The sequence below is a fragment of the Centipeda noxia ATCC 43541 genome (assembly GCF_000160555.1).
Taxonomy (GTDB): Bacteria; Bacillota; Negativicutes; order Selenomonadales; family Selenomonadaceae; genus Centipeda; species Centipeda noxia.
Genome location: NZ_GG749279.1, coordinates 69,341 through 95,864, shown reverse-complemented (window position 1 = coordinate 95,864; position 26,524 = coordinate 69,341). Strand labels below are relative to the sequence as shown.

At 53.5% G+C, this 26,524-nt stretch carries 24 protein-coding genes; 6 read left to right on the top strand and 18 right to left on the bottom strand.

Annotated elements, in window-relative coordinates; translation table 11 throughout:
• Positions 1–230: 230 nt before the first annotated feature.
• The 3 genes from nspC to HMPREF7545_RS01890 all read right to left on the bottom strand — a co-directional run bounded on the left by nspC (position 231) and on the right by HMPREF7545_RS01890 (position 4,669).
• Positions 231–1,376 carry a carboxynorspermidine decarboxylase gene (nspC, locus tag HMPREF7545_RS01900; RefSeq protein WP_006693977.1) on the bottom strand — a complete coding sequence of 382 codons (1,146 nt, stop codon included), beginning with the start codon at positions 1,374–1,376 and terminating at the stop codon, positions 231–233.
• Positions 1,376–2,575 carry a saccharopine dehydrogenase family protein gene (locus HMPREF7545_RS01895; RefSeq protein WP_006693976.1) on the bottom strand — a complete coding sequence of 400 codons (1,200 nt, stop codon included), beginning with the start codon at positions 2,573–2,575 and terminating at the stop codon, positions 1,376–1,378. Before HMPREF7545_RS01895 ends, nspC begins: the two co-directional genes overlap by 1 nt.
• An 87-nt stretch (positions 2,576–2,662) precedes the next feature.
• On the bottom strand, positions 2,663–4,669 hold the full coding sequence (locus tag HMPREF7545_RS01890) for a methyl-accepting chemotaxis protein (RefSeq protein ID WP_006696353.1): 2,007 nt from the start codon (positions 4,667–4,669) through the stop codon (positions 2,663–2,665).
• A 423-nt stretch (positions 4,670–5,092) separates the two neighbouring features.
• On the opposite strand from HMPREF7545_RS01890, the gene HMPREF7545_RS01885 reads away from it, so the two are divergent.
• Genes HMPREF7545_RS01885 through HMPREF7545_RS01865 form a run of 5 tightly spaced genes read left to right on the top strand, consistent with a single transcriptional unit; the run spans position 5,093 to position 9,543 of the window.
• Positions 5,093–6,325 carry an FAD-dependent oxidoreductase gene (locus HMPREF7545_RS01885; protein WP_006693973.1) on the top strand — a complete coding sequence of 411 codons (1,233 nt, stop codon included), beginning with the start codon at positions 5,093–5,095 and terminating at the stop codon, positions 6,323–6,325.
• Positions 6,326–6,367: 42 nt separating this feature from the next.
• A complete protein-coding gene (locus HMPREF7545_RS01880; RefSeq protein ID WP_006693972.1) occupies positions 6,368–6,673 on the top strand; it encodes a hypothetical protein in 306 nt (101 codons plus the stop codon).
• Positions 6,670–8,175 carry an anthranilate synthase component I family protein gene (locus tag HMPREF7545_RS01875; protein ID WP_006693971.1) on the top strand — a complete coding sequence of 502 codons (1,506 nt, stop codon included), beginning with the start codon at positions 6,670–6,672 and terminating at the stop codon, positions 8,173–8,175. Before HMPREF7545_RS01880 ends, HMPREF7545_RS01875 begins: the two co-directional genes overlap by 4 nt.
• Positions 8,159–8,734, top strand: a complete 576-nt coding sequence (locus HMPREF7545_RS01870) for an anthranilate synthase component II (protein ID WP_006693970.1) — start codon at positions 8,159–8,161, stop codon at positions 8,732–8,734. Before HMPREF7545_RS01875 ends, HMPREF7545_RS01870 begins: the two co-directional genes overlap by 17 nt.
• Complete coding sequence (locus HMPREF7545_RS01865) at positions 8,731–9,543, top strand: HAD-IIB family hydrolase (RefSeq protein ID WP_006693969.1); 813 nt, start codon at positions 8,731–8,733, stop codon at positions 9,541–9,543. Before HMPREF7545_RS01870 ends, HMPREF7545_RS01865 begins: the two co-directional genes overlap by 4 nt.
• Before the next feature lie 72 nt (positions 9,544–9,615).
• On the opposite strand, the gene HMPREF7545_RS01860 is transcribed toward HMPREF7545_RS01865, so the two are convergent.
• The 5 genes from HMPREF7545_RS01860 to HMPREF7545_RS01840 form a co-directional block, all read right to left on the bottom strand.
• A complete protein-coding gene (locus HMPREF7545_RS01860) occupies positions 9,616–10,920 on the bottom strand; it encodes an S-layer homology domain-containing protein (protein WP_006693968.1) in 1,305 nt (434 codons plus the stop codon).
• A 453-nt stretch (positions 10,921–11,373) separates the two neighbouring features.
• Positions 11,374–12,669, bottom strand: coding sequence for an S-layer homology domain-containing protein (locus HMPREF7545_RS01855; RefSeq protein ID WP_006693967.1), 1,296 nt, complete (start codon positions 12,667–12,669; stop codon positions 11,374–11,376).
• Positions 12,670–12,872: 203 nt separating this feature from the next.
• Entirely contained in the window at positions 12,873–13,706 is an 834-nt protein-coding gene (locus HMPREF7545_RS01850; RefSeq protein ID WP_040571176.1) for a polysaccharide deacetylase family protein, read from the bottom strand.
• Between the two features lie 158 nt (positions 13,707–13,864).
• On the bottom strand, positions 13,865–14,344 hold the full coding sequence (locus HMPREF7545_RS01845) for a hypothetical protein (protein WP_006696362.1): 480 nt from the start codon (positions 14,342–14,344) through the stop codon (positions 13,865–13,867).
• Between the two features lie 133 nt (positions 14,345–14,477).
• On the bottom strand, positions 14,478–15,914 hold the full coding sequence (locus tag HMPREF7545_RS01840) for a carbon starvation CstA family protein (RefSeq protein ID WP_006693964.1): 1,437 nt from the start codon (positions 15,912–15,914) through the stop codon (positions 14,478–14,480).
• A gap of 230 nt (positions 15,915–16,144) precedes the next feature.
• Here HMPREF7545_RS01840 and HMPREF7545_RS01835 point away from each other — a divergent pair, with 230 nt between their 5' ends.
• Positions 16,145–16,942, top strand: a complete 798-nt coding sequence (locus tag HMPREF7545_RS01835) for a sulfite exporter TauE/SafE family protein (protein WP_040571125.1) — start codon at positions 16,145–16,147, stop codon at positions 16,940–16,942.
• Between the two features lie 70 nt (positions 16,943–17,012).
• Here the strand turns inward: HMPREF7545_RS01835 and HMPREF7545_RS01830 are convergent, their stop codons facing one another.
• The 10 genes from HMPREF7545_RS01830 to HMPREF7545_RS01785 all read right to left on the bottom strand — a co-directional run bounded on the left by HMPREF7545_RS01830 (position 17,013) and on the right by HMPREF7545_RS01785 (position 26,513).
• Positions 17,013–18,317 carry an ammonia-forming cytochrome c nitrite reductase subunit c552 gene (locus HMPREF7545_RS01830; protein WP_006693962.1) on the bottom strand — a complete coding sequence of 435 codons (1,305 nt, stop codon included), beginning with the start codon at positions 18,315–18,317 and terminating at the stop codon, positions 17,013–17,015.
• Positions 18,310–18,792 carry a cytochrome c3 family protein gene (locus HMPREF7545_RS01825; protein ID WP_006693961.1) on the bottom strand — a complete coding sequence of 161 codons (483 nt, stop codon included), beginning with the start codon at positions 18,790–18,792 and terminating at the stop codon, positions 18,310–18,312. The genes HMPREF7545_RS01830 and HMPREF7545_RS01825 overlap by 8 nt, the downstream gene beginning before the upstream one ends.
• Before the next feature lie 33 nt (positions 18,793–18,825).
• On the bottom strand, positions 18,826–20,949 hold the full coding sequence (ccsA, locus tag HMPREF7545_RS01820) for a cytochrome c biogenesis protein CcsA (protein ID WP_006693960.1): 2,124 nt from the start codon (positions 20,947–20,949) through the stop codon (positions 18,826–18,828).
• On the bottom strand, positions 20,946–21,320 hold the full coding sequence (locus HMPREF7545_RS01815; RefSeq protein WP_006693959.1) for a cytochrome c maturation protein CcmE domain-containing protein: 375 nt from the start codon (positions 21,318–21,320) through the stop codon (positions 20,946–20,948). The genes ccsA (HMPREF7545_RS01820) and HMPREF7545_RS01815 overlap by 4 nt, the downstream gene beginning before the upstream one ends.
• A complete protein-coding gene (gene ccsA / locus HMPREF7545_RS01810; protein ID WP_006693958.1) occupies positions 21,313–21,930 on the bottom strand; it encodes a cytochrome c biogenesis protein CcsA in 618 nt (205 codons plus the stop codon). The genes HMPREF7545_RS01815 and ccsA (HMPREF7545_RS01810) overlap by 8 nt, the downstream gene beginning before the upstream one ends.
• Before the next feature lie 13 nt (positions 21,931–21,943).
• Positions 21,944–22,600 carry a heme exporter protein CcmB gene (locus HMPREF7545_RS01805; protein ID WP_040571124.1) on the bottom strand — a complete coding sequence of 219 codons (657 nt, stop codon included), beginning with the start codon at positions 22,598–22,600 and terminating at the stop codon, positions 21,944–21,946.
• On the bottom strand, positions 22,557–23,198 hold the full coding sequence (locus tag HMPREF7545_RS01800; RefSeq protein WP_006693956.1) for an ABC transporter ATP-binding protein: 642 nt from the start codon (positions 23,196–23,198) through the stop codon (positions 22,557–22,559). The genes HMPREF7545_RS01805 and HMPREF7545_RS01800 overlap by 44 nt, the downstream gene beginning before the upstream one ends.
• Positions 23,199–23,451: 253 nt before the next feature.
• A complete protein-coding gene (locus tag HMPREF7545_RS01795; protein ID WP_040571123.1) occupies positions 23,452–24,441 on the bottom strand; it encodes an aldo/keto reductase in 990 nt (329 codons plus the stop codon).
• A 12-nt stretch (positions 24,442–24,453) separates the two neighbouring features.
• Complete coding sequence (locus tag HMPREF7545_RS01790; RefSeq protein WP_006696371.1) at positions 24,454–25,080, bottom strand: SAP domain-containing protein; 627 nt, start codon at positions 25,078–25,080, stop codon at positions 24,454–24,456.
• 281 nt (positions 25,081–25,361) lie between these two features.
• On the bottom strand, positions 25,362–26,513 hold the full coding sequence (locus HMPREF7545_RS01785) for a mannitol-1-phosphate 5-dehydrogenase (protein WP_006693953.1): 1,152 nt from the start codon (positions 26,511–26,513) through the stop codon (positions 25,362–25,364).
• Positions 26,514–26,524 lie beyond the last annotated feature (11 nt).

Genomic DNA, 26,524 nt, shown 5'->3' with positions numbered 1-26,524 from the left:
CTGTTACCTTCTTGATCTCGGCAACACCGTGACAGGAGGGGCACATCCCCCTCCTTTGAGAAAACTTCTGCGGCTTATCGCCGCTTTCGCATCCCTTTGCATCGCATTCGCTCCTTTCTATCCACACGATACGGCACCTACAAGATAAACATAAATTAACCTGCAGTAGATTTTGTTGATTCCTCAGTGCAAAAGAAAAGAACCGCAAAATCTGCGATCCTTCCTTTTATTCAAAGCCGCATCTTAAAATCATCATAGCTGAATGCACGTACAATTTCCCACGCACCGCTTGGAGAAACAGCGATGATATTCGGCAGAGGCATGCCGTTGAAGGTATTGTTCTTCACCATCGTATAGATCGCCATATCGCCGAATACCACACGATCGCCGACACTGAGCGGCGTATCAAACGAATACGTACCGATCGTATCTCCCGCAAGGCAGGTTGGTCCGGCAAACGTGTAGGTGTGGGTCTTCTCTCCTGCTTCCCCCGCATGGACGACAGGAGGGCGATAAGGCATCTCGATCACATCGGGCATATGGCAGGTTGCCGAAGTGTTGAGGATAACGTTGCCGCCCGTCTGTACCTCGAGCACTTCGGCAACGAGCACCCCTGCATTCAACGCGGCCGCTTCCCCCGGCTCAAGATAGACTGCAGTATCATAGGTCTCCTGCACATGGCGGATCAGTTTCTTGAGCAGAGGGATATCATAGTCCTCACGCGTTATATGATGCCCGCCCCCGAAGTTCAGCCATTTCATCCCGTGAAGATATTTGCCGAACTTCTCCTCCACTGCCGCGAGTGTCACCTCAAGAGCATCCGCTCCCTGCTCACAGAGCGTATGAAAGTGCAGTCCTTCGATTCCCTCGAGCAGGTCTTCGCGAAAGTCTGCAAGCTTTACGCCCAGCCGCGAGCCGGGGGCACAGGGGTCATAGATTGCGTGCTCCTGGGTCGAGCATTCGGGATTGATGCGGATGCCGCAGGACGCTCCCTGTGCACGGGCTGCTCTGCCAAAGCGCGCCCACTGAGCGAACGAATTGAAGATGATGTGGTCGCAGATCTGCGCAAGCTGACGGATCTCCTCCGCATCGTAGGCAGGCTTAAAGACGTGATTCTCCTTGCCCATTTCCTCCTGAGAGAGACGCGCCTCATAGATGCCGCTCGCCGTTGTCCCGGAGAGATACTTCCCGATCAGCGGATAGTAATGGTACATGGAGAAACACTTCTGAGCGAGAAGCACCTTTGCTCCCGTATCTTCTGCGATCCCGGCAAGAATTTTGAGATTCTTCTCAAGGAGCTCTTCGTAGACGAGATAGGAGGGGGTCGGGACCTCGTTCCACTCCGCCCGCCATTCCAATTCCGCTTGCAGTGCCATCAGTCTACCAGCACCGGAGCACGGTTCTCCTGCCACGGAAGGCCCCAAATGTTCAGAGCATCCATAAACGGATCCGGATCGAATTCCTCAACATTGAACACGCCGGGTCGACGCCATTTCCCCGTCATCACCATCATCGCACCGATCATCGCCGGCACGCCCGTCGTATAGGCAACTGCCTGCGAACCGACCTCAGCGTAGCATTCCTCATGATCGCAGACATTATAGAGGTAGTAAGTCTTATCCTTTCCGTCCTTCTTCCCGCGGAAGATGCAGCCGATGTTCGTCTTGCCCTTTGTGCGCGGACCCAGGCTCGCCGGATCCGGCAGAACTGCCTTGAGAAACTGCAGCGGAATGATCTTATGTCCCTCGAAATCAATCGGCTCAATCGAGGTCATACCGACATTCTCCAAGCATCGCAGATGGGTCAGATAACTCTCGCCGAACGTCATAAAGAAGCGAATACGCTTGATTCCTTTGATATTCTTTGCCAGCGATTCAAGTTCTTCATGATGCAGGAGATACATATCCTTCGGCCCGACCTCAGCGAAATCATAGACGCGTTTGATCTCCATCGGCTCCGTCTCGACCCATGCGCCGTTCTCCCAATAGCTCCCCTTCGCTGAGACCTCGCGGATATTGATCTCGGGGTTGAAGTTCGTCGCAAAGGCATAGCCGTGGTCGCCGCCGTTGCAGTCGAGGATATCGATATAGTTGATCTCATCAAACTCATGCTTCATTGCATATGCACTGAACACTCCCGTTACGCCCGGATCAAAGCCCGAGCCGAGGAGCGCCGTCAGCCCCGCCTCACGAAAGCGGTCCGCATACGCCCACTGCCAGCTGTATTCAAATTTTGCCGTATCCTCCGGCTCGTAATTCGCCGTGTCCACATAGTGTGCTCCTGCCGCAAGACATGCATCCATAATATGCAGATCCTGATACGGGAGAGCTAGGTTGAGCACGACCTCCGGCTGAAAGTCGCGGATAAGCGCTGTCAGCGCCGGCACGTCGTCGGCATCCACGGCAGCGGTCCGAATCTTTGTCTTTCCTCCGTCCAGCTTCTCCTTCAGCGCATCACATTTCGACTTCGTGCGCGAGGCGATGAGAATTTCCTCAAATACCTCCGGATTCTGGCAGCATTTATGTACGGCAACGCTTGCAACACCGCCCGCGCCAATGATCATCGCTTTTCCCATGACAACGCCTCCTTATATATCTCTATCATACAACAGTAAAAGGGCCGCTGCAAGAGCAGCGACCCTTCCTTGTATTTTGGATTTGGTTTAAAGCTTGAACTTCTTTGTCTCTTCCGCAAGTTCGTCCGCAAGGTTCGAGAGACGACGCGTTGCCGCAGCAATCTCCTCCATCGAAGCGGACTGCTCCTCGGTCGCAGCAGACACATTCTGAGCGCTGTCCGCATTCCCCGTGCTGACCTTCTGAATCTCCTCGATCTGTGCACGGACCGTCTGCGTCTCAGACTCCATCTCCTGAATACCGGCCGTAATTCCCTTTACCCCATCGCCAAGCTGCTGAATTGCCGCCGAGATGGACTGGAACACATCATCTGCCGTGCGAACCGATTCGAGGCCGTGCCCGACATACTCGCTGCCGCGCTTTCCTGCCTCAACGGCACGCACCATATCAGCCTGTACCGACTGCATGGTCTCGGAGATCTTCTTCGAGAACTCGCCTGATTCTTCCGCGAGCTTGCGAACCTCTTCGGCAACAACGGCAAACCCGCGTCCATGCTCTCCCGCACGTGCTGCCTCAATCGCCGCATTCAGCGCGAGCAGGTTCGTCTGCTCCGCGATGCTGCCAATGACCTCGACGCTGTGGCTGATCTCCTCCGAACTCTTGCCGAGCGCCGAGATCGCCGCATCAACCGTCTCCGATCCTGTCTTAATCTGCTCCATGTAGTTTACGACCTCGTCGATGGAGCGACGTCCCTCGTGGACACGGTCTACGGTATTATTCGTGACATCCGCAACCACACCTGCCTGGTTCGACATATCTGCCGCATGTGTGGAAATGGACGCTGCGGCATTGGCAACCGAACTCGATGCCTCAGACTGACGCTCCACGCCTTCAGCGATCTCCGTGATCGACATAGCGACGTGATTCGACGCCTCTGCCGACTGCTGCGATGCTTCCGTCAGTCCCTCTGCCGATGTTGAAAGTTCTGTTGCATTCGACTGAATGGCCTTAATCAGCTTATTGAGTGTCTGGCGCATCTGGATGAGACCATCCGAGAGCTGTCCCAACTCATCCTGTGAGGTAATTGTCTTTGGCCGATCACGCAGATCTCCGCTGTTGATAATCTCACAGACACGAACTGCTTTCTGGATATTTGCCGCAAAGCTGTTCGAGATGTAGAAAATGATCGCCGAGATGATGAGCAGGATAACGATGGTCAGACCTGCCAGAACAAGCAGCAGGTTATGTGCATCTTCAAAGATTTCGCTGTCAGATACTTCCGACATGACGACCCAGCGACGTCCGTCGAGATGAATTGGCACGAGAATGCCCGTCATCCCCTCGCCGGACTCGCGCTCATAGTGTGCGATCGCAGGCTCGTCCTTGTCAATAACGGACTTGAACGCATCCACCAGGCTCATCGATATCTTGACGCTCGACACTTCCTTGCTGAAGTCGAGCTTACCGACCTGCGCAGGCTCGTTCGGATGAATGATGGCAAGTCCCGTCTCATCCAGAACGACAAGCTGTCCCGTACGGTATGTCGACAGCTTTGCCAGGGTATCATCAAAAAGCGAGAGTCCGATCGTACCGGTCACAACACCGGTAAGAGCACCGTTTTCCAACACAGGAACGGCGATAACGGCAACAACTTTTCCGGTGACCGCAGAAATGATCGGTTCAGAGACGACTGTCTTCTTTGTCTGCACAACCTTCTTGAAGTAGTCACGATCCGAACGATCTCCGGCATTGTCGTCTGAATCAAATCCAACGCCGTTGACATCCAAATAGGTAATGTTTGAGAATACGTCTGTATTCTGCTTCACTTGCCGCAACTCAGCGAGTTTCGCTGCATGATCCCCATGCAGAATCGCCTCATTGCGCGCCATAATATCGAGGTGAACCCGATTCGTTTCAAAGACACGCTGTATTTGTACTGCCGCCTGCTTTCCGACGCCCTTGCCAATGGTATCTGCATCTTCCACCAGCATGTTGCTCGCCATGTTATAACTCACAGCAAAGAAAACAAGAAAACCTACCAGCATGACCGGCAATACAGATGCGAGAAGTTTCGTCCGAATGGATTTAAACTGCATATGATTGCGCTCCTTTCCAAAACCCATATTTCTATTCCCTTATAATGGATAATATCAACATTATCACATATCTTCAATGTGGACAAGCTTTTTTTATTTAAATTTACATATTGATTATATTTCTCTTCTTTTTATTTTCATTTTTTCTATTCATATGAACTTTTATTTTAAATATGAGATCTCTTTTTGTCCCTCAAATTATTGTCGATCGTAAAACGGAAACTGTCAGAGCTTTGTTCATGCAGCTCTTTAAATAAGAAGCTGCCAACAGAAAATCACGCGTGAAGCATTATGAGCAAAGTCATGCGCAAACAATGGCTTTTTCTTTTGCACTTCCTATGACAGGCCGAGCGAAGTGTGTTATAATAATCTCTGTGTATACAATATTTTAAGAAGCAAACGAAACGAAAGGAGCCATTTACTATGGCTATTCACGTTATCAATGAGGCGCGGCGCTGTCTCCAGTGCAAAAAGCCCCTGTGCCGAATCAAGGGCTGCCCTGTGCAAACCAACGTGCCCGAGATGATCCGCCTCTTCCTCGACGGCAGGATCAACGAGGCGGGCGCCATGCTCTACGACAACAATCCGATGAGCGTTTTCTGCTCGCTCGTCTGCGACCACGATGCACAGTGCGAGGGCAACTGCATACAGGGACGGCGCGGCGCACCGATCCAGATCTCAAGCATTGAACACTATATCTCCGATACTTATCTCGACAAGCTCGTCCTCACGCGCAAGTCCTACAACGGGCATAACGTTGCTGTGATCGGCGCGGGCCCTGCAGGTATTGTTGTCGCAGTCAAACTCGCGCAGGAAGGCTACGGCGTCACTATTTTCGAGCGCATGCAAAAGATCGGCGGCATGCTCCGTTACGGTATTCCCGATTTTCGTCTCCCGCCTTCAACCATTGACCGCTACGCAGAAAAGCTCCGCACGATCGGCATTCATATCCGTCCGAACACGACCATCGGCGGCGCGCTCAGTATAGATGATCTCTTCCGTGACGGTTATGAAGCGATTTTTATGGGGACGGGCGCATGGCGGGCCAAGAGCCTCGATATTCACGGCGAAACGCTCGGCAACTGCCACTACGCCGTAAACTATCTCCAAAATCCTGATGTCTATCGCCTCGGCGACCGCGTCGCCGTCATCGGCTCGGGCAATTCTGCAATGGATGTCGCACGCACGGCGATTCGCAAGGGCAGCCGTTACGTCACCATATATGCCCGCCGCAACGGAATCTCCGCAAGCGAGCGCGAACTTGAGTACGCGCTCATGGACGGCTGTGAGATCGAGTACGCAAAGGGCATTCACTCCGTCACGCCCGAAGGGCCGATGATGTATGACCGTGTCTTTGATGAGAACCAGAACCTCATCAGCGAGGGCGAGCCCTATCTCATCCCCGCAGACAGCACGGTCATCGCTGCAAGTCAGGCAGCAAAAGATAAGATTGCGCGTACGACAACGGGCATTGAACTTACCGAGAAAGGTCTGGTCAAGGTCGATGAGAACGGCATGACCGGACGTGACGGCGTATTTTCGGCGGGCGATGTCGTGCTCGGCCCGTGGAATGTCGTACAGGTCGTCAAGGATGCAAAACATGTTGCGAATGCAATGATACAATATTTGGAAGAACGCGGCGCAAAGGCGCAGTAAATCCTCTGCGGCCGCATCTCTATTCTAGAAAGGGAGATACCCATGACCATGAATGATCGCGAGATTACCGATCTCGTAAGACAGATGGCAGCGCCGCCGAAGCCCCCTGCCTATGGCGAAGCTGAAGTGGAGGAACTCGTGCGCATGCATGCAGATGCACGGCACAGGATGCGCAGCGAGGCGGAGATTCTTGCGCGCTATAATCTCGGCCGCCAGCAGTATAAGCAGCTGAAACTCAGCCGCGAGAACAACCGCGAGCAGCAGCAGATGCTCTACGCAGAGCTCAAAGTCCTCGGCTGGATCCTCGGCCGGAACGAACGCGACGTCGTCATGGAGATCAACGGATGAAGTTTACGCCGACGAAAGAAACATTTATTGCGTCTGCAAAGACTGCAAATCTGATCACAGTCTCCACTGAGCTGACGATGGATCTCGATACTCCCGTCTCTATCTACTACAAGCTCGTCGGCGACAAAAAGGGCTACATTATGGAGTCCGTCGACACGACCCAACAGCAGTTCGGCCGTTACTCGTTCATCGGAGGCGAGCCGTTTGTGCGTGTGCAGGTATTTGCAGACAAACTGCTCATCAACGAGAACGGTCTCATGAAGAGCATCGCCGGCGCGCCGCATGAAACGATGAAAACATATGCAGCCCGTTTTATTCCTGCCGATGCAGCGGGCAGAGAGTCTCTCCCGCTTGTACACGGCGGACTTGCGGGCTATTTTTCCTATGAGACGGCAGCGACATTCGACCGTGTGCGCGGCGTTGAACTCGACAGCGAGCAGCTGCTCGGGCAGTTCATGATGTGCCGCTATCTCGTCGTCTACGATGCTCTGCGAAATAGTGCGCAGCTGCACTATCTTGCGGATATCAAAGAAGGAGACGATCCGAGCGAACTCTACGATATGATTGCGGAACGCCTCACCGCAATGCGTACACGACTTTCCGCCCCCTTCCCTGTACCCGCGGCGGCAGCGACAAAACGAAAGACACCCGTGGACTTTATGGCGCGCTATGGAAAAGCACCGGCCGATTTTCTCAATGTGATTCAAAGAGTTAAAGAGCATATCTATGCCGGCGATATCTTTCAGGCAGTGCCGTCTTTTCGCTTTCGCGAGAAGATCACGCGCCCGGCATTCCTCTTCTATCGGCGCCTGCGCCAAGTCAACCCGTCGCCTTATATGTTCTACTACAACTTTGGCACGGTAAAGCTGGTCGGCGCGTCTCCCGAGATGCTGATCAAAGTCTCCGGCGGTACCGTCTATACCTATCCCATCGCCGGGACGCGCAAACGGGGCAAGACCGACGAGGAGGATGCCGCACTCGCGGCAGACCTGCGTGCCGATGCAAAGGAATGTGCGGAGCATGCAATGCTCGTCGATCTTGCACGCAACGATCTCGGACGCATCAGCGTGCCCGGTACGGTCCGCGTTCCAAAACTCATGGCAGTAGAACGGTTCTCCCATGTCTCCCACATGGTGAGCAGCGTTGTCGGCGCGATTGATCCCGCCTATGCACCGATGGATGTCCTGCGCGCAACCTTTCCCGCGGGAACTGTCAGCGGCGCGCCAAAGCTGCGCGCGATGGAGATCATCCATGAGCTCGAACCCGAGCCGCGCGGTTTCTATGCCGGAACAGTGGGTTATATGGATTTTCGAGGCAATATGGACATGTGCATCACCCTGCGTACAATGTGCATCGAAAATGACGATACAGCGATCATCCAGTCCGGCGCGGGCATTGTCAAGGACTCTGTGCCCGAGAAGGAATATCTCGAGATCCTCCAAAAAGCAAAGGCTCTCTTCGAGGTGGTAGAGGAGGTGGAAAACGATGTTGCTTTTGCTTGACAACTACGATTCCTTCACCTACAACATCTACCAGATGCTGCGGAACCTCGGCGCAGAGATCGAGGTCATCCGCAACGATAAGACAAGCGTCAAGGAAATTCGATCCAAGAATTACAAGGGCATCATCATCTCCCCCGGCCCCGGTCTTCCGAAGGATGCGGGCATCACAGAGGAGGTCATACGCGAACTTGGCGGAAGGCTCCCGATTCTCGGCATTTGCCTTGGTCATCAGGCGATCGGCGAAGTGTTCGGCGGCAAAGTTATTCGCACAGATGAGATTGTCCATGGCAAAGCCTCCCCTATTCGACATCACGGCACAGGTCTCTATCGCAATATCTCTTCCGATACGCAGGTCGCACGCTATCATTCCCTTATCATTGAACGCGAAAGCCTGCCGGAGGTACTTGAGATCACGAGCGAACTCGATGACGGCATGATCATGGGCGTACGTCACAAGACGCTCCCCATTGAGGGAATACAGTTCCACCCCGAGTCGATCCTAACTCCGGAGGGCAGAACAATGATGGCAAACTATCTGACGGACATCGAGGCATTATGAGTAAAAAACGATACGACGATATCCTCCTGATCAGCGATCTGGACGGTACGCTCATCCCGCGTTATGAGGGCATCTCCGAGGAAAATCTGCAGGCACTGAACGCGTTTACGGCGGCGGGAGGGGCTTTTGCCGTTGCGACGGGACGCACCCCGGAAGCTGCTCTCCCCTACCTTGAGGGCATCACCGTCAATGCGCCGAGCATCTTCTTCAACGGCGCAATGCTCAAAGACATTGCGGCAAATCAGGTGCTCGAAACGCGCACACTTGAGGAGGATCTCTGGCGCACATTCGCCGCACGTATTCTTTATCAGTTTCCGCGTGCCTGCGTTGAAGTCTATACGGCGGAGCAGTGCAATATCATCAGCCCCGAGGAGAACGATGATCCGCGCCTGGAAGACGAGTTCTACAACGTCAGCCACACGACTCTGCGCGCAGTAGAGGACGAGACATGGCTGAAATTCTTTATCTGCGATGCTCCCATCAACCTGAGTTTTATCGAGCGATTGGCAAAAGAGCTGGGCATTGATCAATGCTCTACATCCTTTTACTCGGAGGCAAACTATCTCGAGTTCGTTCCGCCCGGCACGAGCAAGGGAACAATGGCAGAGATTCTGCACGCTCTGCCCGCCTATGCGAAGCGGCGCGTCATCTCCTGCGGCGACTATGAGAACGATGTTGGGCTGTTGCGCATGGCAGATATCGGCATCGCACCTGAAGATGCCTCCGCAGATGCAAAGGCGGCGGCAGACCGTATTGGTCCGCCCTGCCGCGAGCCGTTGGTGCCGTGGATTTTGCGGGAGATATTGTAAAAATACCCTCATACAAAAAGAGCACTGCAATTGCAGTGCTCTTTTTGTATGCGATGAAATCGCAAGTTTGTCTTAGAAGAAGAAGCTGACGCGGCCGTAGAGGGTCTGAACCTTGTCGTCCGTCGTGAGCTCCTTGCCGTTGAAGTACTGTACCTGCGTCAGGACGTTCTTGAACGGAACATAGCCGATGCCGAAGTCCCAGCCCTTCATACCATACGGGGTCAGGTTGGCCAGAAGATCCGCCGTGGAGTAGGTCGGTGCAAGCGAAGCATTTGCTGCAACATAACGGTATGCAGCGTATGCGCCCCACGAACCCATGTCGGACTTCTTCGTGCCCTTGTAGTCAAGCTGGAAGCTGCTGGAATGATCCAGCTTGTCTGCCTTCGTGTTCTTTGCATAGGCAGCGCTGAGTGCAATGTTCTTGTCGAACGCATACTTTGCGCCGACCGACCAGATTGCAGCCGTATCTTCAGCCGTACCCGTGGTGTTGTAACCATTCGTTACAAGCTTAAACGCATCGCTCTTGAAGTGGCGATACGAAACACCGCTGTTAACGAGCTTGCCGTTGCTGTAGCTCAGCTCAATGCCCTGGTAGTTTGCAGCCGTATCCGTCGCAGCAGCAGCAATCCCCTTGTTGGCGTTTTTAAGATTCCAGCGGCCGGCCTCAAGAGCAACCTTGACCTTATTGCCGAAGGTCACCTGTGCACCGGAGAAGAAGTGATCCACAACGAGACCGTCGTCGACGCTCGAGAAGAGGGGCATTTTGCCGAGCTTCACATCGAACTTGTCGTAGGAGCCGTGTGCATAGGCGTAGGTCAGAGAAACTTCGCCGCTCTTATCCGTCTTCATATCGTTGCTTGCCGTCAGACGAGCCTTGACCTTCCAGTGATCGTTGACCTCGGCCGTCGGGAAGAGGCGAAGCTGAAGCTGGTTCGTGTTTTTCTTTTTCGAATCCATACCGGCAGTATGGTCATTGCTGTCGCGGCGGCTCCAATAGCGATAACGGAGCTCACCCGTCCACTTCACCATGTCCGCATTGCGCTCGAGGTTCGAGACGCGGACGCCGAGGTTGTTGAGTTCATCCGCGAACTCAGCAGCAAGGCGGTCCACAAGTGCACGATCCGATGCCGAGAGATCGCCCTTCGCCATTGCGCGTGCAACCATCTGCGCCATCTCATAGCGCGTCATGTTGCGGTCGCCGCGGAACGTGCCGTCGCCGTAGCCCTCGACAACGCCATCGGCAGCGAGCTGCGTCACAGCATCGTATGCCCAGTGGTCACGGGGCACATCCGAGAACGGATTTGCTGCAGCGAACGTCGTGGACGCCGCACCAACCGTCAGCGCTGCCGCGAGGGCAGCCACCATCGTCTTCTTCATAGTTCTTCCTCCTTTGCGGGAGCATCCCGCAGTCAGATTAATTCTTGACCCAAGACAGGAGGATCGAGTATCCATGTTCCCTCGCACACCCTGTACTTGAATCTACGTCAAATATTATAGCATATTGTTTTAAGTTTGCAACCACTTAACAGCAATTAATTTATAATTATTCGAAATATATTATATAGCCGCAAATATTTTCTCTGTTACGTATCTGACCATACTGCGTCATATTCAATGTACAGTGCAGACAATCAAGTGTAATCTTCTGATGCGGGATGCAGATATGGAGTCTGCACCCGTGAAGATTCTTTGCGGGCGTACGTATACCCATACTATATTCTGCCATAACAATGCCCCCAAAAGTTAGATCCCATAAGCCTAACTTTTGGGGGCAGAATACTTCATTTGCAGCTGCAGTGCTTGGCATCCGCAGAAGATCAAAAATTTGCCTTAGAAGAAGAAGCTGACACGTCCGTAGAGCGTCTGAACCTTATCCTTTGACTCGAGTTCCTTGCCGTTGAAGTACTGGATCTGCGTCAAAATATTCTTGAACGGAACATAGCCGATGCCGAAATCCCAGCCCTTCGTTCCATAGGTTGTCACGCCTCCGGTAAGATGATCCGTCGAGAACGTCGGAGCAAGACCTGCGTTGGGAGCGACATAACGATACGCAGCATATGCGCCCCAAGATCCCTGATCTGCGTTCTTCGTGCCCTTGTAGTCAAACTGAACGCTCACCGCACGATTGAGCTCGTCCGCCTTCGTGTTCTTCGCATAGGCCGCACTGAGCGCCGTGTTCTTATCAAACGCATACTTTGCACCAATCGACCAGATATTTGCACTGTCTTTCGGATCGCCCGAAACATTGTAGAGGCGCGCTGTCTTAAATACTTCACTGTTGAAGTGGCGATACGCAATTCCGCTCCGGACGAGTTTGCCGCTCTGGTAGCTCAGCTCAATGCCCTGATAGTTGGCAGATTCGTCCGTTGTAGCGTTGATTCCTTTGTTTGCATGTGCAAGATTCCAACGGCCTGCCTCGACCAGCACCTTAAACTTGTCGCCGTAGGATGCCTGTACACCCGAGAAGAAGTCATCCACAACGAGGCCGTCATCCACGTTCGAGTAGAGCGGCATCTTGCCGAGCTTCACGTTGAACCGGCCATAACTGCCGTCGGCATAGGCATAGGTCAGAGCGACGTTCCCGCTCTCGTCCGCCTTCATATCGCTGCCGACTGTCAGACGAGCCTTGACCTTCCAGTGGTCATTGACCTCAGCTGTCGGGAAGAGACGCAGTTGGAGCTTATCTCTGTTTGTCTTTTCCTTTCCGCCGGCAGAGTCGCCATACTCATTGCGGAAGCTCCAATAACGATAACGGAGTTCGCCCGTCCACTTGACCATATCTGCATTGCGCTCGAGGTTCGAGACGCGGACGCCGAGGTTGTTGAGTTCATCCGCAAACTCAGCAGCGAGGCGGTCAACAAGTGCACGATCCGATGCCGACAGATCGCCCTTCGCCATTGCGCGTGCAACCATCTGCGCCATCTCATAGCGCGTGATGCTGCGGTCGCCGCGGAACGTGCCGTCGCCATAGCCCTCGACAACCCCGTCGGCTGCGAGCTGCGTCACAGCATCGTATGCCCAGTGGTCACGGGGCACATCCGAGAACGGATTTGCCGCAGCGAAGGTCGTGGATGCTGCACCGACTGTCAGTGCTGCTGCAAGAGCAGCTGCCATCGTCTTCTTCATCGTTCTTCCTCCTTCGCGGGGATATCCCGCTGTCAGATTAACGCTTGATCCAATACAGGAGGGCGAAGTATCCATGTTTTCTCGCACATCCTGTGCTCGAATCTATATTAAATATTATAACATAATGTTTTAATTTGCAATTGCTTGATTGCCGTCAATTTATTATTATTTTGAAATATATTGTATACTTGCGAACATTTCCCCTAGTTTCGTGTCCAGCCATACTGCGTCATATTCGATGTATAGTGCAGACGATCGACAAAATCTTCGTTTGTCGCCCCCGTGCGGAAGATCGGCACGCGCTCGAGCGCATACACGTTGCTGGTCCGATCGACATTACTGTACTTGACCGTAAAGCCGCCCTTATAGCCAGCCTCTTTCGCAATATCCGCAATGTGCAGATCATGTACTCCCGTCGGATAGGCAATAAACTCAATCGGATGCCCGAGCTCTTTTTCTGCCTGCCGCTTGGACTCCACAAGTTCCTCGCGGATACGCTCATCGGGCAACTGCGGCAGCGGCGCGTGAGTCACGGTATGAGACTCGACAGTGATTCCGTTTTTCTCCATCTCACGCAGTTGATCCCAGGTAAGATACCCCTTGCGCTTACCTAGGAATCCGGTCACAACAAAGATCGTGGCTTTGAGATTGTATTTCTTCAAAATCGGATATGCTGTCGTATAATTGTCCACATATCCATCATCAAACGTAATAAGTACGGGACGATCGGGCAGTCTTCCCGTCCCCGCAAGAAAATCGTAGAGTTCGTCCGGGCTGATCGTATGATAGCCGTGTTCGACAAGGTATTTCATCTGCCAGTCGAAATCCTCAGGCTCAATGGCAAGTGATATGAACATCCGGTTGACCATATGATAGTTGAGCACGAGTACCTTCACGTCATCCTCGGGCGCCGGCAGCGGTGCGGATGCGGCCTCCTCGCGTGGGTGCCCTGCGATCATTACAACGCCAAGCAGAATGAACAGAACGGCAAGAATCGACCAGAATTGTCGTCCGCTGATCATCTTCTTCAGACTCATGCCGTCCCCCATTTCACATTTCTCTTCCTTTGCTGTGTTTTATTGTACTCAGATTTGAAATAGAAATCAAGCATTAGAGTATCGGTTTCACCTCGTTTTCTTGCACAAAAAAGAGACCGCCTCTTAGGAAAAGCGACCTCTTCTTATTTCGAGCAGATCTAGTCCTTCGCCCAAACCTCGGCCATCAGGTCCTCATAGACGGTCTCAAGCTGCTGTACGAGGATCGGCAGGAGCGTCTGGATCATGCGGCTGTCGAATGTCTCATCGACAAACGGCACACAAATATCGAGGTAGATATTGCCGTCCTCGCGAAGATAATACTTGAAGATCTTATACTCGGCATTAAGCGTATTCAGGTAGTTCTTAATACGATCGACATTTTTCACATTAATCCCTGTCGCAACCTGTGTGCGGATGATTGTGAAGATGCTGTCATCGATGAAAATTGCCATCGGCAAAATTTGCCCTTTTGCTTCGATGCGCGACCGAAAGATCGTCGTATGGAATTCGTCTGCGAGTGTCTGCGCCTCAAAGAAATTGATATCATTTTCCTTGAGAAACGCTTGGAATTTCTCCGCCTTGGTCACGCCTTCGCCGACGGCTTCCGACGGAACGTCCTTCTCTTCGTTTTGCGCCATTTGCATTGTTCCTCCTCTGCCTTGTGCGAACGGGAAAAATCCGCCGCAAATATATAATTATTTTATCATAATGTTTGATATTTGCAAGAAAGACCGCTGCGTGACTGCACAGCGGTCTTTGACGCAGTTTTCCTCAAATCGTGCGTTTGCGCAGGATATATGCGCGGACGAAGAGCAGAGTGAACAGGACAGCGAATCCGATTCCTGCCGGATACGTAATGTCCGTCGGCAGGCCAAATCCCTCAGGCGCCTGGAGAAGGTACGTCGTCGTTACGGCAGACATGAAGATTGCGGGCAGAAGAGCCACAACATAGGCATAGGAGCCCGGCTTATGCAGGTAGAGGTATGCCGTTCCCATCCAGAGTGTAATCATGGCAAGGGTCTGATTTGCCCAGGAGAAATAACGCCAGATGATGGAGAAGTCCATCTGCGAAAGAATGAGACCGATCGCGAGCATCGGGACTGCAATGATGAGGCGTTTCGGTGCTTCCTTCTGCGGGATGTTCAGCCAGTCCGCAAGCGTCAGACGCGCCGATCGGAACGCAGTATCGCCGGAGGTAATCGGACAAGCAATAACACCGAGCATCGCAAGAACCGCACCAATGCTGACCCCACCGATTCCGACTGCCCCCATAAATCCGTTGCAGATCTCATAGACAACGCCGCTGGGGCCCGCCTCTTTGAGCGCTGCGCCGAGTCCCGGAGTACCGTCATAGAATGTTACGCCTGCTGCTGCCCAGCAGAGCGCGATGATACCCTCGGCAACCATTGCACCATAGAAGACCGGACGGCCCATGCTCTCATCCTTCAGACAGCGCGACATGATCGGTGACTGCGTCGCATGGAATCCGGAAACGGCACCGCAGGCAACCGTGATAAAGAGCAGCGGCCAGATCGGCAGCTGTTTCGGATGCAGGTTCTCGAGCGTCATCTCCGGCATGACGTGTCCGCCAACACCGAAGAGCATGCCTCCCATAATGCCGAGCGCCATGACAATAAGGCAGACGCCAAACAGCGGATAGAAGCGGGCGATGATCTTATCAATCGGCAAGAGGGTCGCCATTGTATAGTAGATAAAGATCACGCCCAGCCACATGAGCATTTCCAGGCCCGTAAGCTTTGAGAGGAGCATTGCAGGTCCCGTCATAAATACGACGCCGACAAGGACGAGCAGAACGATCGAGAAAATGCGCATAATCTGGAGCATGATGTTCCCCAGATTCTTTCCGACAATCTCTGAGAGGCTCTTTCCATCCTCGCGAAACGAGATCATGCCGGAAAGGTAGTCATGCACGCCGCCCGCAAAAATTGTACCAAAAACGATCCAAAGATAGACGCTCGGTCCCCAGAGAGCACCGGCGAGCGCGCCAAAGATCGGACCGAGGCCTGCAATATTGAGGAGCTGGATGAGAAATACCTTCCACGTCGGCAGGGGGATGTAATCCACTCCATCCTCCAGTCGGATCGAGGGGGCGGTCTCTCCTGTACGTCCAAACACTCGGTCTACAATTGTTCCATAAACAATGTAGCCCACAATGAGTGTCGCGAGCGCACCAAGAAATGTAACCATCGCTTGTCACTTCTTTCTTTAGCACTTAAATACACAAAATTTCACTGGGATATCCAGGGCTCTCCTCTGTCCTCCTTTCATTGCAATTTGAAAAGAAGCTCTCCTAAATAAATTCCCATAAATAACAAACGGGCTTCTTTTCGTTTATCATATCATAAGCGCGTCCCCTTGTCTAATACTTCCTGTGTGCTATAATGAGCAATGCAGTTATTATTGGGGGAGGGTCTTTTATGGGAATAGATATTCTGCTCTTTCTTATACTCGGACTTTTTGTCGGAACATTTGGGACGCTTGTCGGCATCGGCGGCGGGTTGATCTGCGTTCCAATCTTTATCTTCTTCCTCTCGGATGGTGGTATTTATCCGTATTTTCATACGGCAGCACAGATCACAGGCACATCGCTCGTCATCGTTCTCTCTAACGCGCTCTCGGGAACACTCGCCTATATTCGGCAGCAGCGCGTATTTTTCCCTGCCGCCGTCCCGTTCGCACTGGCAACCCTGCCGGGTGCATTCCTCGGCTCGTACATCGTCGATGACTTCACAGGACCGATGCTGTACATCTCATACGGTTCATTCCTGCTTGTGATGGCACTGATGATGTACTGGAACGCCACACACAAGAAGCACGCGGATGTCCACACGCTGCCCACAGATTTTACGTTCAACCGCTCGCTCGGCATCGGTGCGAGCGCGGGCGTCGGCTTCATCTCAAGCATCTTCGGCATCGGCGGCGGCGTGATCCATGTACCGCTCATGGTCTATCTGCTCGGCTTCCCCGTACACATGGCGACGGCGACCTCGCATTTCGTCCTTGCCTGTTCGGCGGCGTTTGGTGTCGTCAGTCACTTCCTGCTCAATCACATCATCTGGACCCCCGCCATCTGCATCTCCATCGGTGCCGCCGTCGGCGCACAGATCGGCGCTGCAATCTCACAGAAGACGAAATCCAAGGTCATTCTCATTCTCCTATCGCTTGCCATGTTCGGCCTCGGCCTTCGTCTCATCTGGATGAGCGGGATGCTGTAAAACAAAAAAATGCACAAAAAAGAATCGCCCCAACATGAGGCGATTCTTTTTTGATCTCGTTATGCTCTGATCAGAGCGGCTGGAAGCCGTGGCGTGCACCCTCGGCAGACTCGATTGCCTGATGTGCAAGGTCAATCGCAAGTCCAAGAGTACGCATGATCTTGTCAGGGTTGTGGAAGCCCATGCCGTTCTCGGCGGCAACCCAATCCCAGTACCACTGTGCTTCGCGAATCTTCGCGCGTGCATCTTCAAGTGCTGCATCGGGTACACCTGCATCCATCGCAGCCTTGACTGTGCGATGTGCGCGTGCAACCGTCTGCCCCGCGATGCGCTGAAGTTTGAACGTGTTGTCATGAATGGTTTTGACACGAGCGACGAGGGTCTCCTCACTCTCGTCATGACACTTCAGACATGCTTCCTTCGTATACTTCAGCGGACTCGATGCCCAGTGCGACGTATACTTCTTGCCGCCGTCGCGCATATATGGCATGTGGCAGTCCACGCAGGTAACACCGGCATCGGCATGGACACTCGTCGCCCACGTCTCGAACTCCGGATGCTGCGCCTTGAGCATCATCGTCTTGGAGTCGGGGTGCATCCAGTCGCCCTTGAATCCGCCTGCCTGTCCGGACTGATAGTACTGATACTCGGACTCGGCATCCAGACCGTTCTCGTATGGATGTGCGACACGACCATCCTCGGCGGTGAAGTAGTACTCTGTATGGCACTGCGAGCACACATAGGCACGCATCTCGTTATGCGTCGCCGCATTTACGTCCACACCGCGCTTTGCCATCGACTCAATGAAGCCCTGCTGATAGACACGCAGTTCCATCGTCTCGGGATCGTGGCATGTCGAGCAGCCAAACCACTCATCCATCGTGATGGGAGCCGCAACTTCATCAAACGGCTTCGATGCATACGCCCATCCACCTTCTTTGAAGTACACATCATAAACATACGAACCCTTGCACTGTAGACAACTCCCCTTCTGTCCCGGAAGCCTCTTCGTATGCAGGAGATCGTAGCCCGCATACGTATGCCCTCGGTCGTCGTCATACTGGATGGCAAACTTATAGCCCTTAAAGTTCTCAAGCATCTCGGGCTGGTGCTCCAGATGACTGTTGCCCTCCATGCTGCCGCCGTAGCCTGTGGGCGACGGAGATTCTTCATTGTTTTTCATGAACGAGTTGTACTGGAGCGGGTAAGCATCCTTGTACGCCTCTTTGCCGATCTTGGCAGCGGTATCGCCCTGGATCTGCACGCGTTTGATGCTGTCATCGTTCGGGTGTGCGCCGATGCGAACAGCCACAAATCCAAAGAACAGGGCACAGACGCCGGCAACACCTGCGATGATTTTCTTTCTGTTACTCAACTCTTATCCCCCCTTCTAAAGGATTGGAACCATGCGGCATACCACTGTGACACTTCGTACAATTTGCATTTCCGTCCTTGCCCCTGTCCAGACATACCGCCCCCATGGTCGATGTATGGCAGCGCAGACAGTTGGCATTCACGATATCCCGCCCGTGATCGGAGATCTTGATGTGTACGGGATAGTCATTGAGCACCTGATGGAGCGTGTCGTGCATACCTGTTTTGCCCTTTTCAAAATAGTAAACGGCAATATTGTCGTGCGGCAGATGGCACTCCACGCAGGCGATGTCCGCATGTGAGGACATCGCGTGTGTCTTTGCCTCATGCTGCATGGCATGGCACATACCGCAGAACTTCGGCGATGCCGATGCCTTGTCCATGAGCATACCGCCACCGACGGCGAACAGTCCCACGAAAAACGCACCGATGATACAGCGCAGCGTATGCTCCTTTGCATACTGCTTCAAATTCATGTGTCCTTCCTCCCTTCTATAATTTCTGCAAACCTAGACTTCCGAGCCACCTCCTTTGCCCCGATTTTCCGCCTGTGCTGCTGCCAAGAGGCCGCCGACAGTAACGAGAACACAGGCAAGCCAAAGGATGGAGATGCCGGGCTTTGTACTGACCGAGGCAGGAACAGGAAGCGACGCTTCCTCTGCCTCGGAGGGCAGGATCTCTATCCTGATGTCACGTTCATCTGCCGATACACCCGTGAGGCGAATACGGAACTTGCCGTTCATCACCTCGATCGGCTGGGATGTCCCGCCCGTCTCCGTCGCAAGGATCGTGGGGGCTGCATCGTCGACCTCCTCGCCGTCCGTCAGCGCAATCTGCGCCGTGACGAGAGTCTTGCCGCTGCCCTGCGGCTCGAACGTGAGGGATTCGTAACGATAGGCATAGTCGTTTATCCCCATAACGGTCTTGCCGCGATGAAGGATCAGCTCGGCGCGCCCCCCTGAGGTCGGTGACGGCGCGATATAGAGATCCCCTACAATGCTTCTCGCAATCGCAGGCTTGCGCGCCGCATCCTCGCCGTTCGCACGGAGCTTTGTCACTGCCTCGCACAGGACACCATCCACTTCATAACGGTAGGATTTCTCATTGCCGCTCTCGGCAAACATCTGCCCGCGATAGATGATCGTGTGTCCGTAGACCTCCTGTGGCTCGTCAGGGATGAGGATGACTGTCGTTGTCTGACTTCCCGTCCCTGAGAGGATAAAGGCAAGGAATGCAAGACCTGCGCCGACGTGAGCAACCATCCCGCCCAATCCGATCTGTTGACGGCGAAATGCCTCAATAGCAGCAGCCACGGCGAGCAGGGCAAATGTAGAGAGCAGAACCGACAGAATATCCGTTGCTCCGACCAGCCCTGCAAGAATCCCACCGCCGACCGAGATCACGAAGATCCACACAGGCCGTGCGATGCGTCCACTGCCGTAGGGCAGAAGTACGCCGAGTGCCATGAGGAGAACAAGCGGAACCGCAATTGGAAGTGAGGTACGCACATAGTAGCTCGTATCGACCGCCGCGCTCTCCCCCAGCAGCCCCGAAATGAGGGGCATGGACATTCCAAAGAATACAATAGCGACAATGAATACAATGAGGAGCATCCCGAGCAGAACGAAGAAGTCTCGACTGCGGTGCTGCTCATAGACCGCCCCCTTCGGCAGCCGCTCAATCCGAACAGTCAGAACGCCGAGACCGAAGAGCAGCACAACTGCATTTGCAAGGGCGATGTAGAGTCCGATCTCCGATCCCGCGAAGGAGTGAACGGAGAAATCGCCAAGAATGCCGCTGCGCGTGAGGAACGTCCCGTAAAGGACAAATGCATAGGAGAAAATGGCGGCAAGATGCACGAGATAAAGGGCGCCGCACCGCTCGCGTGCAACCGAGATTAGATGAAGGAGCACGCATGCGAGAAGCCACGGCACAAGCGAGGAGTTCTCCACAGGGTCCCAGCCCCAGTAACCGCCCCAACCGAGCACCTTGTATGCCCAATAGCCGCCGATAAAGATGCCCGCACCAAGAAATGCCCACGCGATGAGCGTCCACCGCCGCATGGGAATGAGGAAGTCCCCGTCCATCGGATTTTTTATCATGCTCTCAATGGAGTAGACAAAGGGGACGGCGAGCAGCGCATAGCCGGCGAAGATGATCGGCGGATGCACTGCCATCCACGGGTCCTGGAGAAGCGGATTCATCCCGTGTCCATCGAATACAATCACATCGGCGGGAACGAAGGGACTCTTGATCAGAACGAGAACGGTCAACATCGCCGTAAGCAGATGATAGATACTACGCCCCGCCGCTGTCATGCGCCCACTGCGCACGAGCAGAATCCCGACACAAGCATGGATCGCAAGCCAGAGAAGGAACGATCCCTGCTGCCCCGCCCAAAATGCAGAAAATTTATAGAGCAGAGGCAAGTCGATGGACGAGTAGCTGATGACATAGGCAACACTGAAATCGTCTCCGAGAATGGCGACAAATAGTGTTGCTGCCGCACCGATCGCAGCAATTCCAGCAAGATATGCAGCAACAGCGGCTTGGCGCGTCTTGCCCTGCGTATCGCAAAATGCGGCGGCAAGAGCAAAGAGCAGCGTGCTGACTAAGAGCACCGTTCCGATCATACGTGCACCTTACCTTTTTCCGCCTCGTATTTCGACGGGCACTTGATCAGCAGTTTATCCGCAGCAAAAGAATCCCCGGTGTATTTCCCAATAGCGACAATGTGGTACGCCTCATCAAAATTATCCGGCTTTATCCCCTTGTAGCGTACAAGCATCTTCTCACCTGTCTCCTCATCCACAATGGAGAATACAAATGTCTCGTTCTCCATATGCGGTGCAACGGAGGTGTCGGGCAGACCCTTGACCTGCACATTGCGCTGCGACGCCCGTGCCTCGGCAACGCCGACATAGGGCGTCACCGCGTCCGCAAAGAAGTATCCGGCATATCCGATAAAGGCAAGAATAAGTGCAGCAAAGAAATATTTACGCATGACGATCCCCCCGTTTCATCAGCCAAACATAGATCAGTGTAACATCAAGCAGGGACAAAAGGAGCGTCCCGAGCATTACGGCATCCATACCCAAACGTCCTGCCTCATTAATGACAGGCGACGGATGCAGTGAGAAGAACATCCGCGGCAGGATAAAGACAAGGAACGGAACCGCGATAAAGGAAAAGAGTGCGTAAACCGCCGAAGAGGAAGCGCGTGCACGCTCATCCCGCATCGTCATGCGTAGCGTCACATATGCCCCGTAGATGAGGAGCAGAACGAAGATCGTCGTCTGCCGCGGGTCCCAGTTCCAGTATGCCCCCCATGTAAGCTTCGAGAACACTGCCCCGCTCCCCGTGGCAAGGAGGGTAAAGACGAGGCCAAGCACCGCCGAGCGTGCACTCTTGTCGTCGAAGCGAAGTTCGCGTGTCTTCAGATAGCGCATCCCCCAGTAGGCGGCACAGAAGAATGCAATCACCGAAACCCAGGCACATGGAATGTGGAAGAATGCGATGCGCACATAGTTCCCCAGCCCTTCTGCGGGGGGGACTAAGAAAAAGACAGCATACAGAACCACCAGTGTCAAAACACCGATCGTGCCTGCAAGCATTTTTCCTCCAAATCTAACTCTCAATCCAGAGAGAATCAAACAACATCGACGCACCTACCGTGAGCGCCATATCATAGATCAGCATGCCGCCGAGGAGCGCAGGCTCCCCTTCCCCTGCAGTCAGTGCAATCGCGGGCAGGAGAATCGGCAGCATAGACGGGAGCAGCAGGACAGGTATAAGTCCCCCGCGCACGCTCGCATTTGCAGCAACCGCCGCGAGCAAAGTGTCCGCCGCTGCCATGCCCCAAAGGCCTAAAAAGAGGACTGCTCCGAGCATCGCATCGAGGACAAAAGGCGCATCCATCAGAATGAGGATGAGCGGCAGGACAATTACGGTGAGGACAAGCAGCGTAACAAAATGCGCCGCCATCTTGCCAAAGAGCACCGCCTGCGCGGGAACATATATCCGCAGAAAGAGGAGTGTGCCCGCCGCAGCCTCCTCTGCAAAGAGCCGTTCTCCCTGCAGTGTTGCCGCAAAGAAGATAACCACCCAGAGCAGTGCCGCCGTGAGGCGCCCGTCCGCCATGCTGCCGGCAAGCGACATGCTGATGAATGCAATCACCGTCAGGGCGAACATCCCCATCGTGACATACCCGGCACGGTGGCGAATGCCGTCGAGGAGCTCCTTATAGGCAACCTGACATGTCGCATGAAAGATCGATGCATGCATCTGCCGCCTCTCTTTCCTCCCGATCATTCGTCGCCCACAGAACGAGACGCCCGCGATCTGCCGCAGCACGCGCTTCCGATGCGAGCAATGTACGCCCTGCGGCATCAAGTGCAAGCCCCGGCTCATCAAGCAGCCAGACCTCGGCGTCGACACCGAGGAGCACGGCGAGACGTACACGCTGGCGCATCCCGGTTGAGAGCTGCCCCGTCCTGCGCGGCAACACCTCTGCTGAAAGTCCCATACGGTCAAGAAGCTTCCTCAGGTCTTTTTCCTCGCAGTCCATGCCGCGCACAGAGAGGAGAAACTCGAGATTCTCACGCACCGTGAGGCGCGTATAGAGCTCCATCTCCGGTGTTGCCATCGAGATCAGGCTGCGGTAGTCTGCGCCCCCGATCGCCGCACCGTCTCGGAATACACCAATCGTTCCGGAGGTCGGAAGCATCAGCCGTCCTGCGAGGCGCAGGAGAGTCGACTTCCCGCTCCCGTTCGCCCCCGCGATCGCAGTCACTCTGCCGGCATAAAATGAGCATGTCACCTGATGCAGCACTTCGCGCCCCTCAAATTCCTGGCTGACACCGTCAAAGCGAATCTCAAGCATAAGCTATCCTTTCCATAATTTTAATTTATTTTATCACAAAACTGAAAGAAAAATGAAATACATCTTTCCCATTATATCTTTTTATAGATGTAAGCTATTTCAAAAATGAATTCAGTTCACTCCTTTGGATGATCGGAGAAAAAGCGATCAGATCTCCGATTGGATTTCTGACCGCTTTTCTCTTCTTCATTATATATTAAATTCATCACAAAGCTGCGATTTTATATATTCTCGTGTGACTGTCACTACGGGGTTAGGAGCCAGAACCGCCAAAGACCGCAGACATCGGAATCGTACTGAGTTTCGCATCGATTTCAGCGATTTCCTCATTTGAAAGGAAGATGTCTCCAGCACCCGCATTCTCCACAAGGCGTGCATGTTTTCGGGTACCGGGAATCGGCGCTATGTACGGCTTCTTGCAAAGCATCCATGCGAGCGCGATCTGTCCGCTCGTCGCACTCTTCTCCTCTGCAAGATTCTGAAGGAGCGCGAGGAGCTTCCTGTTCTCGTCCATCGCCTCCGCAGTGAACTGCGGCATATTCGCGCGCATATCCCCTTCTCCGAACATGCTGTCCTTACGATATGCTCCTGTGAGGATGCCGTTGGCAAACGGAGAAAACGCGACAAAGCCGATGTTCAGCTCTTCAAGCACGGGAAACAGATCTTCATGCGCACGCGCCATCATGGAGTAACGGTTCTGTACCGCCGTAAGCGGGCAGACGGCATGTGCACGGCGAATGTCCTCCTCCGTTGCCTCGGAGATCCCCCAATGACGAATCTTTCCTTCCTTTTTGAGATCTCCCATCACCCCCGCAACCTCCTCGACGGGAATCTTCGGATCGACACGGTGTTGATAGTAGAGATCGATATAGTCCGTCCCGAGTCTTTGGAGTGAGCCGTCCACGGACATACGAATGGTCTCCGGACGGGCATCCGGAACAATAGGGCTTTTTCCCTGCTTTAACAGGCTCATGTCAAAGTGTACGCCAAACTTCGTTGCAAGCACGACCTTATCCCGATACGGTGCAAGCGCTGTGCCGACCAACCGCTCGTTGTCATGCGGATCATCGGGCGTACCGTATACCTCTGCCGTATCAAAATGCGTGATCCCCATATCTATGGCAGCGGCAATCAGCTCGCGCATCTCCTTCTTTTCGGCGGGCGCACCATAGCTCTGACTCATCCCCATACAGCCAAGCCCGACGGATGAGACCGTGAGATTGCCAAGGTTTCGGTAGTTCAATGTAAATCCTCCTTATATAGACTTCGAGGAAGCAAATTTCTCCAATATCTCCATATTCTCCTGCACCAAGGCAGGAGAATAAATTTTCGGTTGATCAGACGCGCGTATGATATTCCAGAGAGCAGCCGCGGCTTGTAATTTGGGCTTAAATCGATCATTGCCCTCATCTGCGCAAAAATCTTTTAGGAATTGATTCCATTCACACGCAGATGCGTCGTATGTCGCATAGGCATAATCTCCCTCGTATACCTTCAGCAGGTCGCGTATGGTAAACGCCGTGTCCTGCACCGCCTTCACTCGCCGCCATGCCGTCGCCATATTCGCTGTAAACTTAAACGGTACAATCCCTGTCAACGATGAAAAATATACCCGGAACTTTGCATTGAAGGAAAATTTACAGCCAAGCAGAGGTGTGTCCAAAGTGATTGTATCTGATGATACGGATGACACGGAGCGGGATACTTTTTTGATGCGGTTCCCCTTAAAGTATTCGGCAATATTGTGATTGAGTTCCGTCTTTACTCCTGTGTGATCAACGCCAATGCTCTTGCAAATTTCCACCAATTCTGCCCGATACCAATAATACTTTTGAAATTCTTTATAGGATGAAAGCTCCTCAAATGCAGGACGTTCTGTCATCATGTACTCCATATTGCAAATGATTGCTTCGTCAAGAAACTTTTCTCATTATAACACAGACATCTGCATATAAAAAAGGATGACAATACCTCGATTGTACCGTCATCCTATTAGGGAAGCACTGACAAATTCAGCTTATGACACTTGACATATTTTTGCCCGCACTGTGACCTAGAAACCTCTGCATAGTCCTTGTGCTATGCGTTCAGTTTGTCTCCTTGTCCAGACGAAGAATCCACGCCAAGCTGATGAACTTCATTTTTTCAGCGATTCCTTAGAATTTATTTTTTCAATACTGCATTCTTTTCAATAATGAGGTTGAAGAGCTCCGAGTCTGCCGGAATCTCCGTGAAGTGCGTAAGGGCCTTCTCAAAACCGTGCTCCTTCACATAGTTCTGCACCTCGACCGCCTCGGGATCGTCGGCATAGTCGAAATGAAGGGCTGCGGCGATGACGGTCGCAAGCGCCTCCGGCCTCCTGCCGCGCTCGATGAGCTGCCGCGCCGGCGAGACAAGGCGGTCCTTTGCGCCGAGCTTTCGCTTCGGGCCGCGTGCAACACGAGTGACGGCATCCGAGAGGTGCGGGTTCTTAAACCGCTCCTCTGCCGTGCGAATGTATGCCGCAAGCTTCTCGCGGTCAAAGCCGAACTTTTCGATGAGCAGTTCGCCGGTCTCTGCCCAAACGCGGCGGACAAAGGAGACGATCTCCTCATCCTTCATCGCCGAAGCGATATCCTCAATCCCCTTCAAATACGACATGTAGGCGATGGAGGCGTGTCCTGTATTGACGGAAAAGAGTTTGCGTTCGATATACGCCTCGAGATTATCCACCCAAGTCAGGCCCTCGATCTGAGGCTCTGCACCGACCACACCCGTGCGGTCAACATCCCACTCGGCAAACGGCTCGACCTTGACGAGCAGAGGATCCTCGTTGTGCTGAATCGGAACGATGCGGTCAACGGCAGCGTCCGGGAAGCCGATACAGCATTCAGCTTTTGCCTTCAAATCATCGGCAAGATGCTCATAGACGAAGTTCCTCAGCACCGTTGAGCCGCCCACCATATTCTCACATGCGATGATATTCAGCGGCGCATCATTCGTCTCAAGGCGGCGTGCCAGCCCCTTTGCGATATTCGATGCGATGAACTTAAGAATGTTCGGCCCGATGGCAGTGGTGACAATATCCGCCGTAACGAATGCGTCCAGCAGGTCCTCGAGATTTGTATTGCTGTTGATCGCCTTCACATGCTCCACATGGATGGTCTTCGGATCGTTCCCGACAACCTCAATGTCATAGGAGCGGCGCTTGTTGATCTCATGGACCAGCGCCTCGGCGACATCTACAAAGGTGACCTCATAGCCCGAGCGAACAAGCAGCTCCCCGATAAAACCGCGTCCGATATTGCCTCCTCCGAAATGAATTGCCTGCTTCATCGAATTCTCCT

What these genes read in the sequence shown, in the direction of transcription:
- HMPREF7545_RS01835 (WP_040571125.1), top strand. Translation starts at nt 16,145, where the DNA reads ATGGGAATAGATATTCTGCTCTTTCTTATACTCGGACTTTTTGTCGGA.
- HMPREF7545_RS01895 (WP_006693976.1), bottom strand. Translation starts at nt 2,575, where the DNA reads ATGGGAAAAGCGATGATCATTGGCGCGGGCGGTGTTGCAAGCGTTGCC.
- HMPREF7545_RS01875 (WP_006693971.1), top strand. Translation starts at nt 6,670, where the DNA reads ATGAAGTTTACGCCGACGAAAGAAACATTTATTGCGTCTGCAAAGACT.
- HMPREF7545_RS01815 (WP_006693959.1), bottom strand. Translation starts at nt 21,320, where the DNA reads ATGCGTAAATATTTCTTTGCTGCACTTATTCTTGCCTTTATCGGATAT.
- HMPREF7545_RS01855 (WP_006693967.1), bottom strand. Translation starts at nt 12,669, where the DNA reads ATGAAGAAGACGATGGCAGCTGCTCTTGCAGCAGCACTGACAGTCGGT.
- HMPREF7545_RS01800 (WP_006693956.1), bottom strand. Translation starts at nt 23,198, where the DNA reads ATGCTTGAGATTCGCTTTGACGGTGTCAGCCAGGAATTTGAGGGGCGC.
- HMPREF7545_RS01890 (WP_006696353.1), bottom strand. Translation starts at nt 4,669, where the DNA reads ATGCAGTTTAAATCCATTCGGACGAAACTTCTCGCATCTGTATTGCCG.
- nspC (WP_006693977.1), bottom strand. Translation starts at nt 1,376, where the DNA reads ATGGCACTGCAAGCGGAATTGGAATGGCGGGCGGAGTGGAACGAGGTC.
- HMPREF7545_RS01840 (WP_006693964.1), bottom strand. Translation starts at nt 15,914, where the DNA reads ATGGTTACATTTCTTGGTGCGCTCGCGACACTCATTGTGGGCTACATT.
- HMPREF7545_RS01870 (WP_006693970.1), top strand. Translation starts at nt 8,159, where the DNA reads ATGTTGCTTTTGCTTGACAACTACGATTCCTTCACCTACAACATCTAC.
- HMPREF7545_RS01885 (WP_006693973.1), top strand. Translation starts at nt 5,093, where the DNA reads ATGGCTATTCACGTTATCAATGAGGCGCGGCGCTGTCTCCAGTGCAAA.
- HMPREF7545_RS01785 (WP_006693953.1), bottom strand. Translation starts at nt 26,513, where the DNA reads ATGAAGCAGGCAATTCATTTCGGAGGAGGCAATATCGGACGCGGTTTT.
- HMPREF7545_RS01860 (WP_006693968.1), bottom strand. Translation starts at nt 10,920, where the DNA reads ATGAAGAAGACGATGGTGGCTGCCCTCGCGGCAGCGCTGACGGTTGGT.
- HMPREF7545_RS01845 (WP_006696362.1), bottom strand. Translation starts at nt 14,344, where the DNA reads ATGGCGCAAAACGAAGAGAAGGACGTTCCGTCGGAAGCCGTCGGCGAA.
- ccsA (WP_006693958.1), bottom strand. Translation starts at nt 21,930, where the DNA reads ATGCTTGCAGGCACGATCGGTGTTTTGACACTGGTGGTTCTGTATGCT.
- ccsA (WP_006693960.1), bottom strand. Translation starts at nt 20,949, where the DNA reads ATGATCGGAACGGTGCTCTTAGTCAGCACGCTGCTCTTTGCTCTTGCC.
- HMPREF7545_RS01850 (WP_040571176.1), bottom strand. Translation starts at nt 13,706, where the DNA reads ATGAGTCTGAAGAAGATGATCAGCGGACGACAATTCTGGTCGATTCTT.
- HMPREF7545_RS01865 (WP_006693969.1), top strand. Translation starts at nt 8,731, where the DNA reads ATGAGTAAAAAACGATACGACGATATCCTCCTGATCAGCGATCTGGAC.
- HMPREF7545_RS01805 (WP_040571124.1), bottom strand. Translation starts at nt 22,600, where the DNA reads ATGCATGCATCGATCTTTCATGCGACATGTCAGGTTGCCTATAAGGAG.
- HMPREF7545_RS01880 (WP_006693972.1), top strand. Translation starts at nt 6,368, where the DNA reads ATGACCATGAATGATCGCGAGATTACCGATCTCGTAAGACAGATGGCA.
- HMPREF7545_RS01825 (WP_006693961.1), bottom strand. Translation starts at nt 18,792, where the DNA reads ATGAATTTGAAGCAGTATGCAAAGGAGCATACGCTGCGCTGTATCATC.
- HMPREF7545_RS01790 (WP_006696371.1), bottom strand. Translation starts at nt 25,080, where the DNA reads ATGACAGAACGTCCTGCATTTGAGGAGCTTTCATCCTATAAAGAATTT.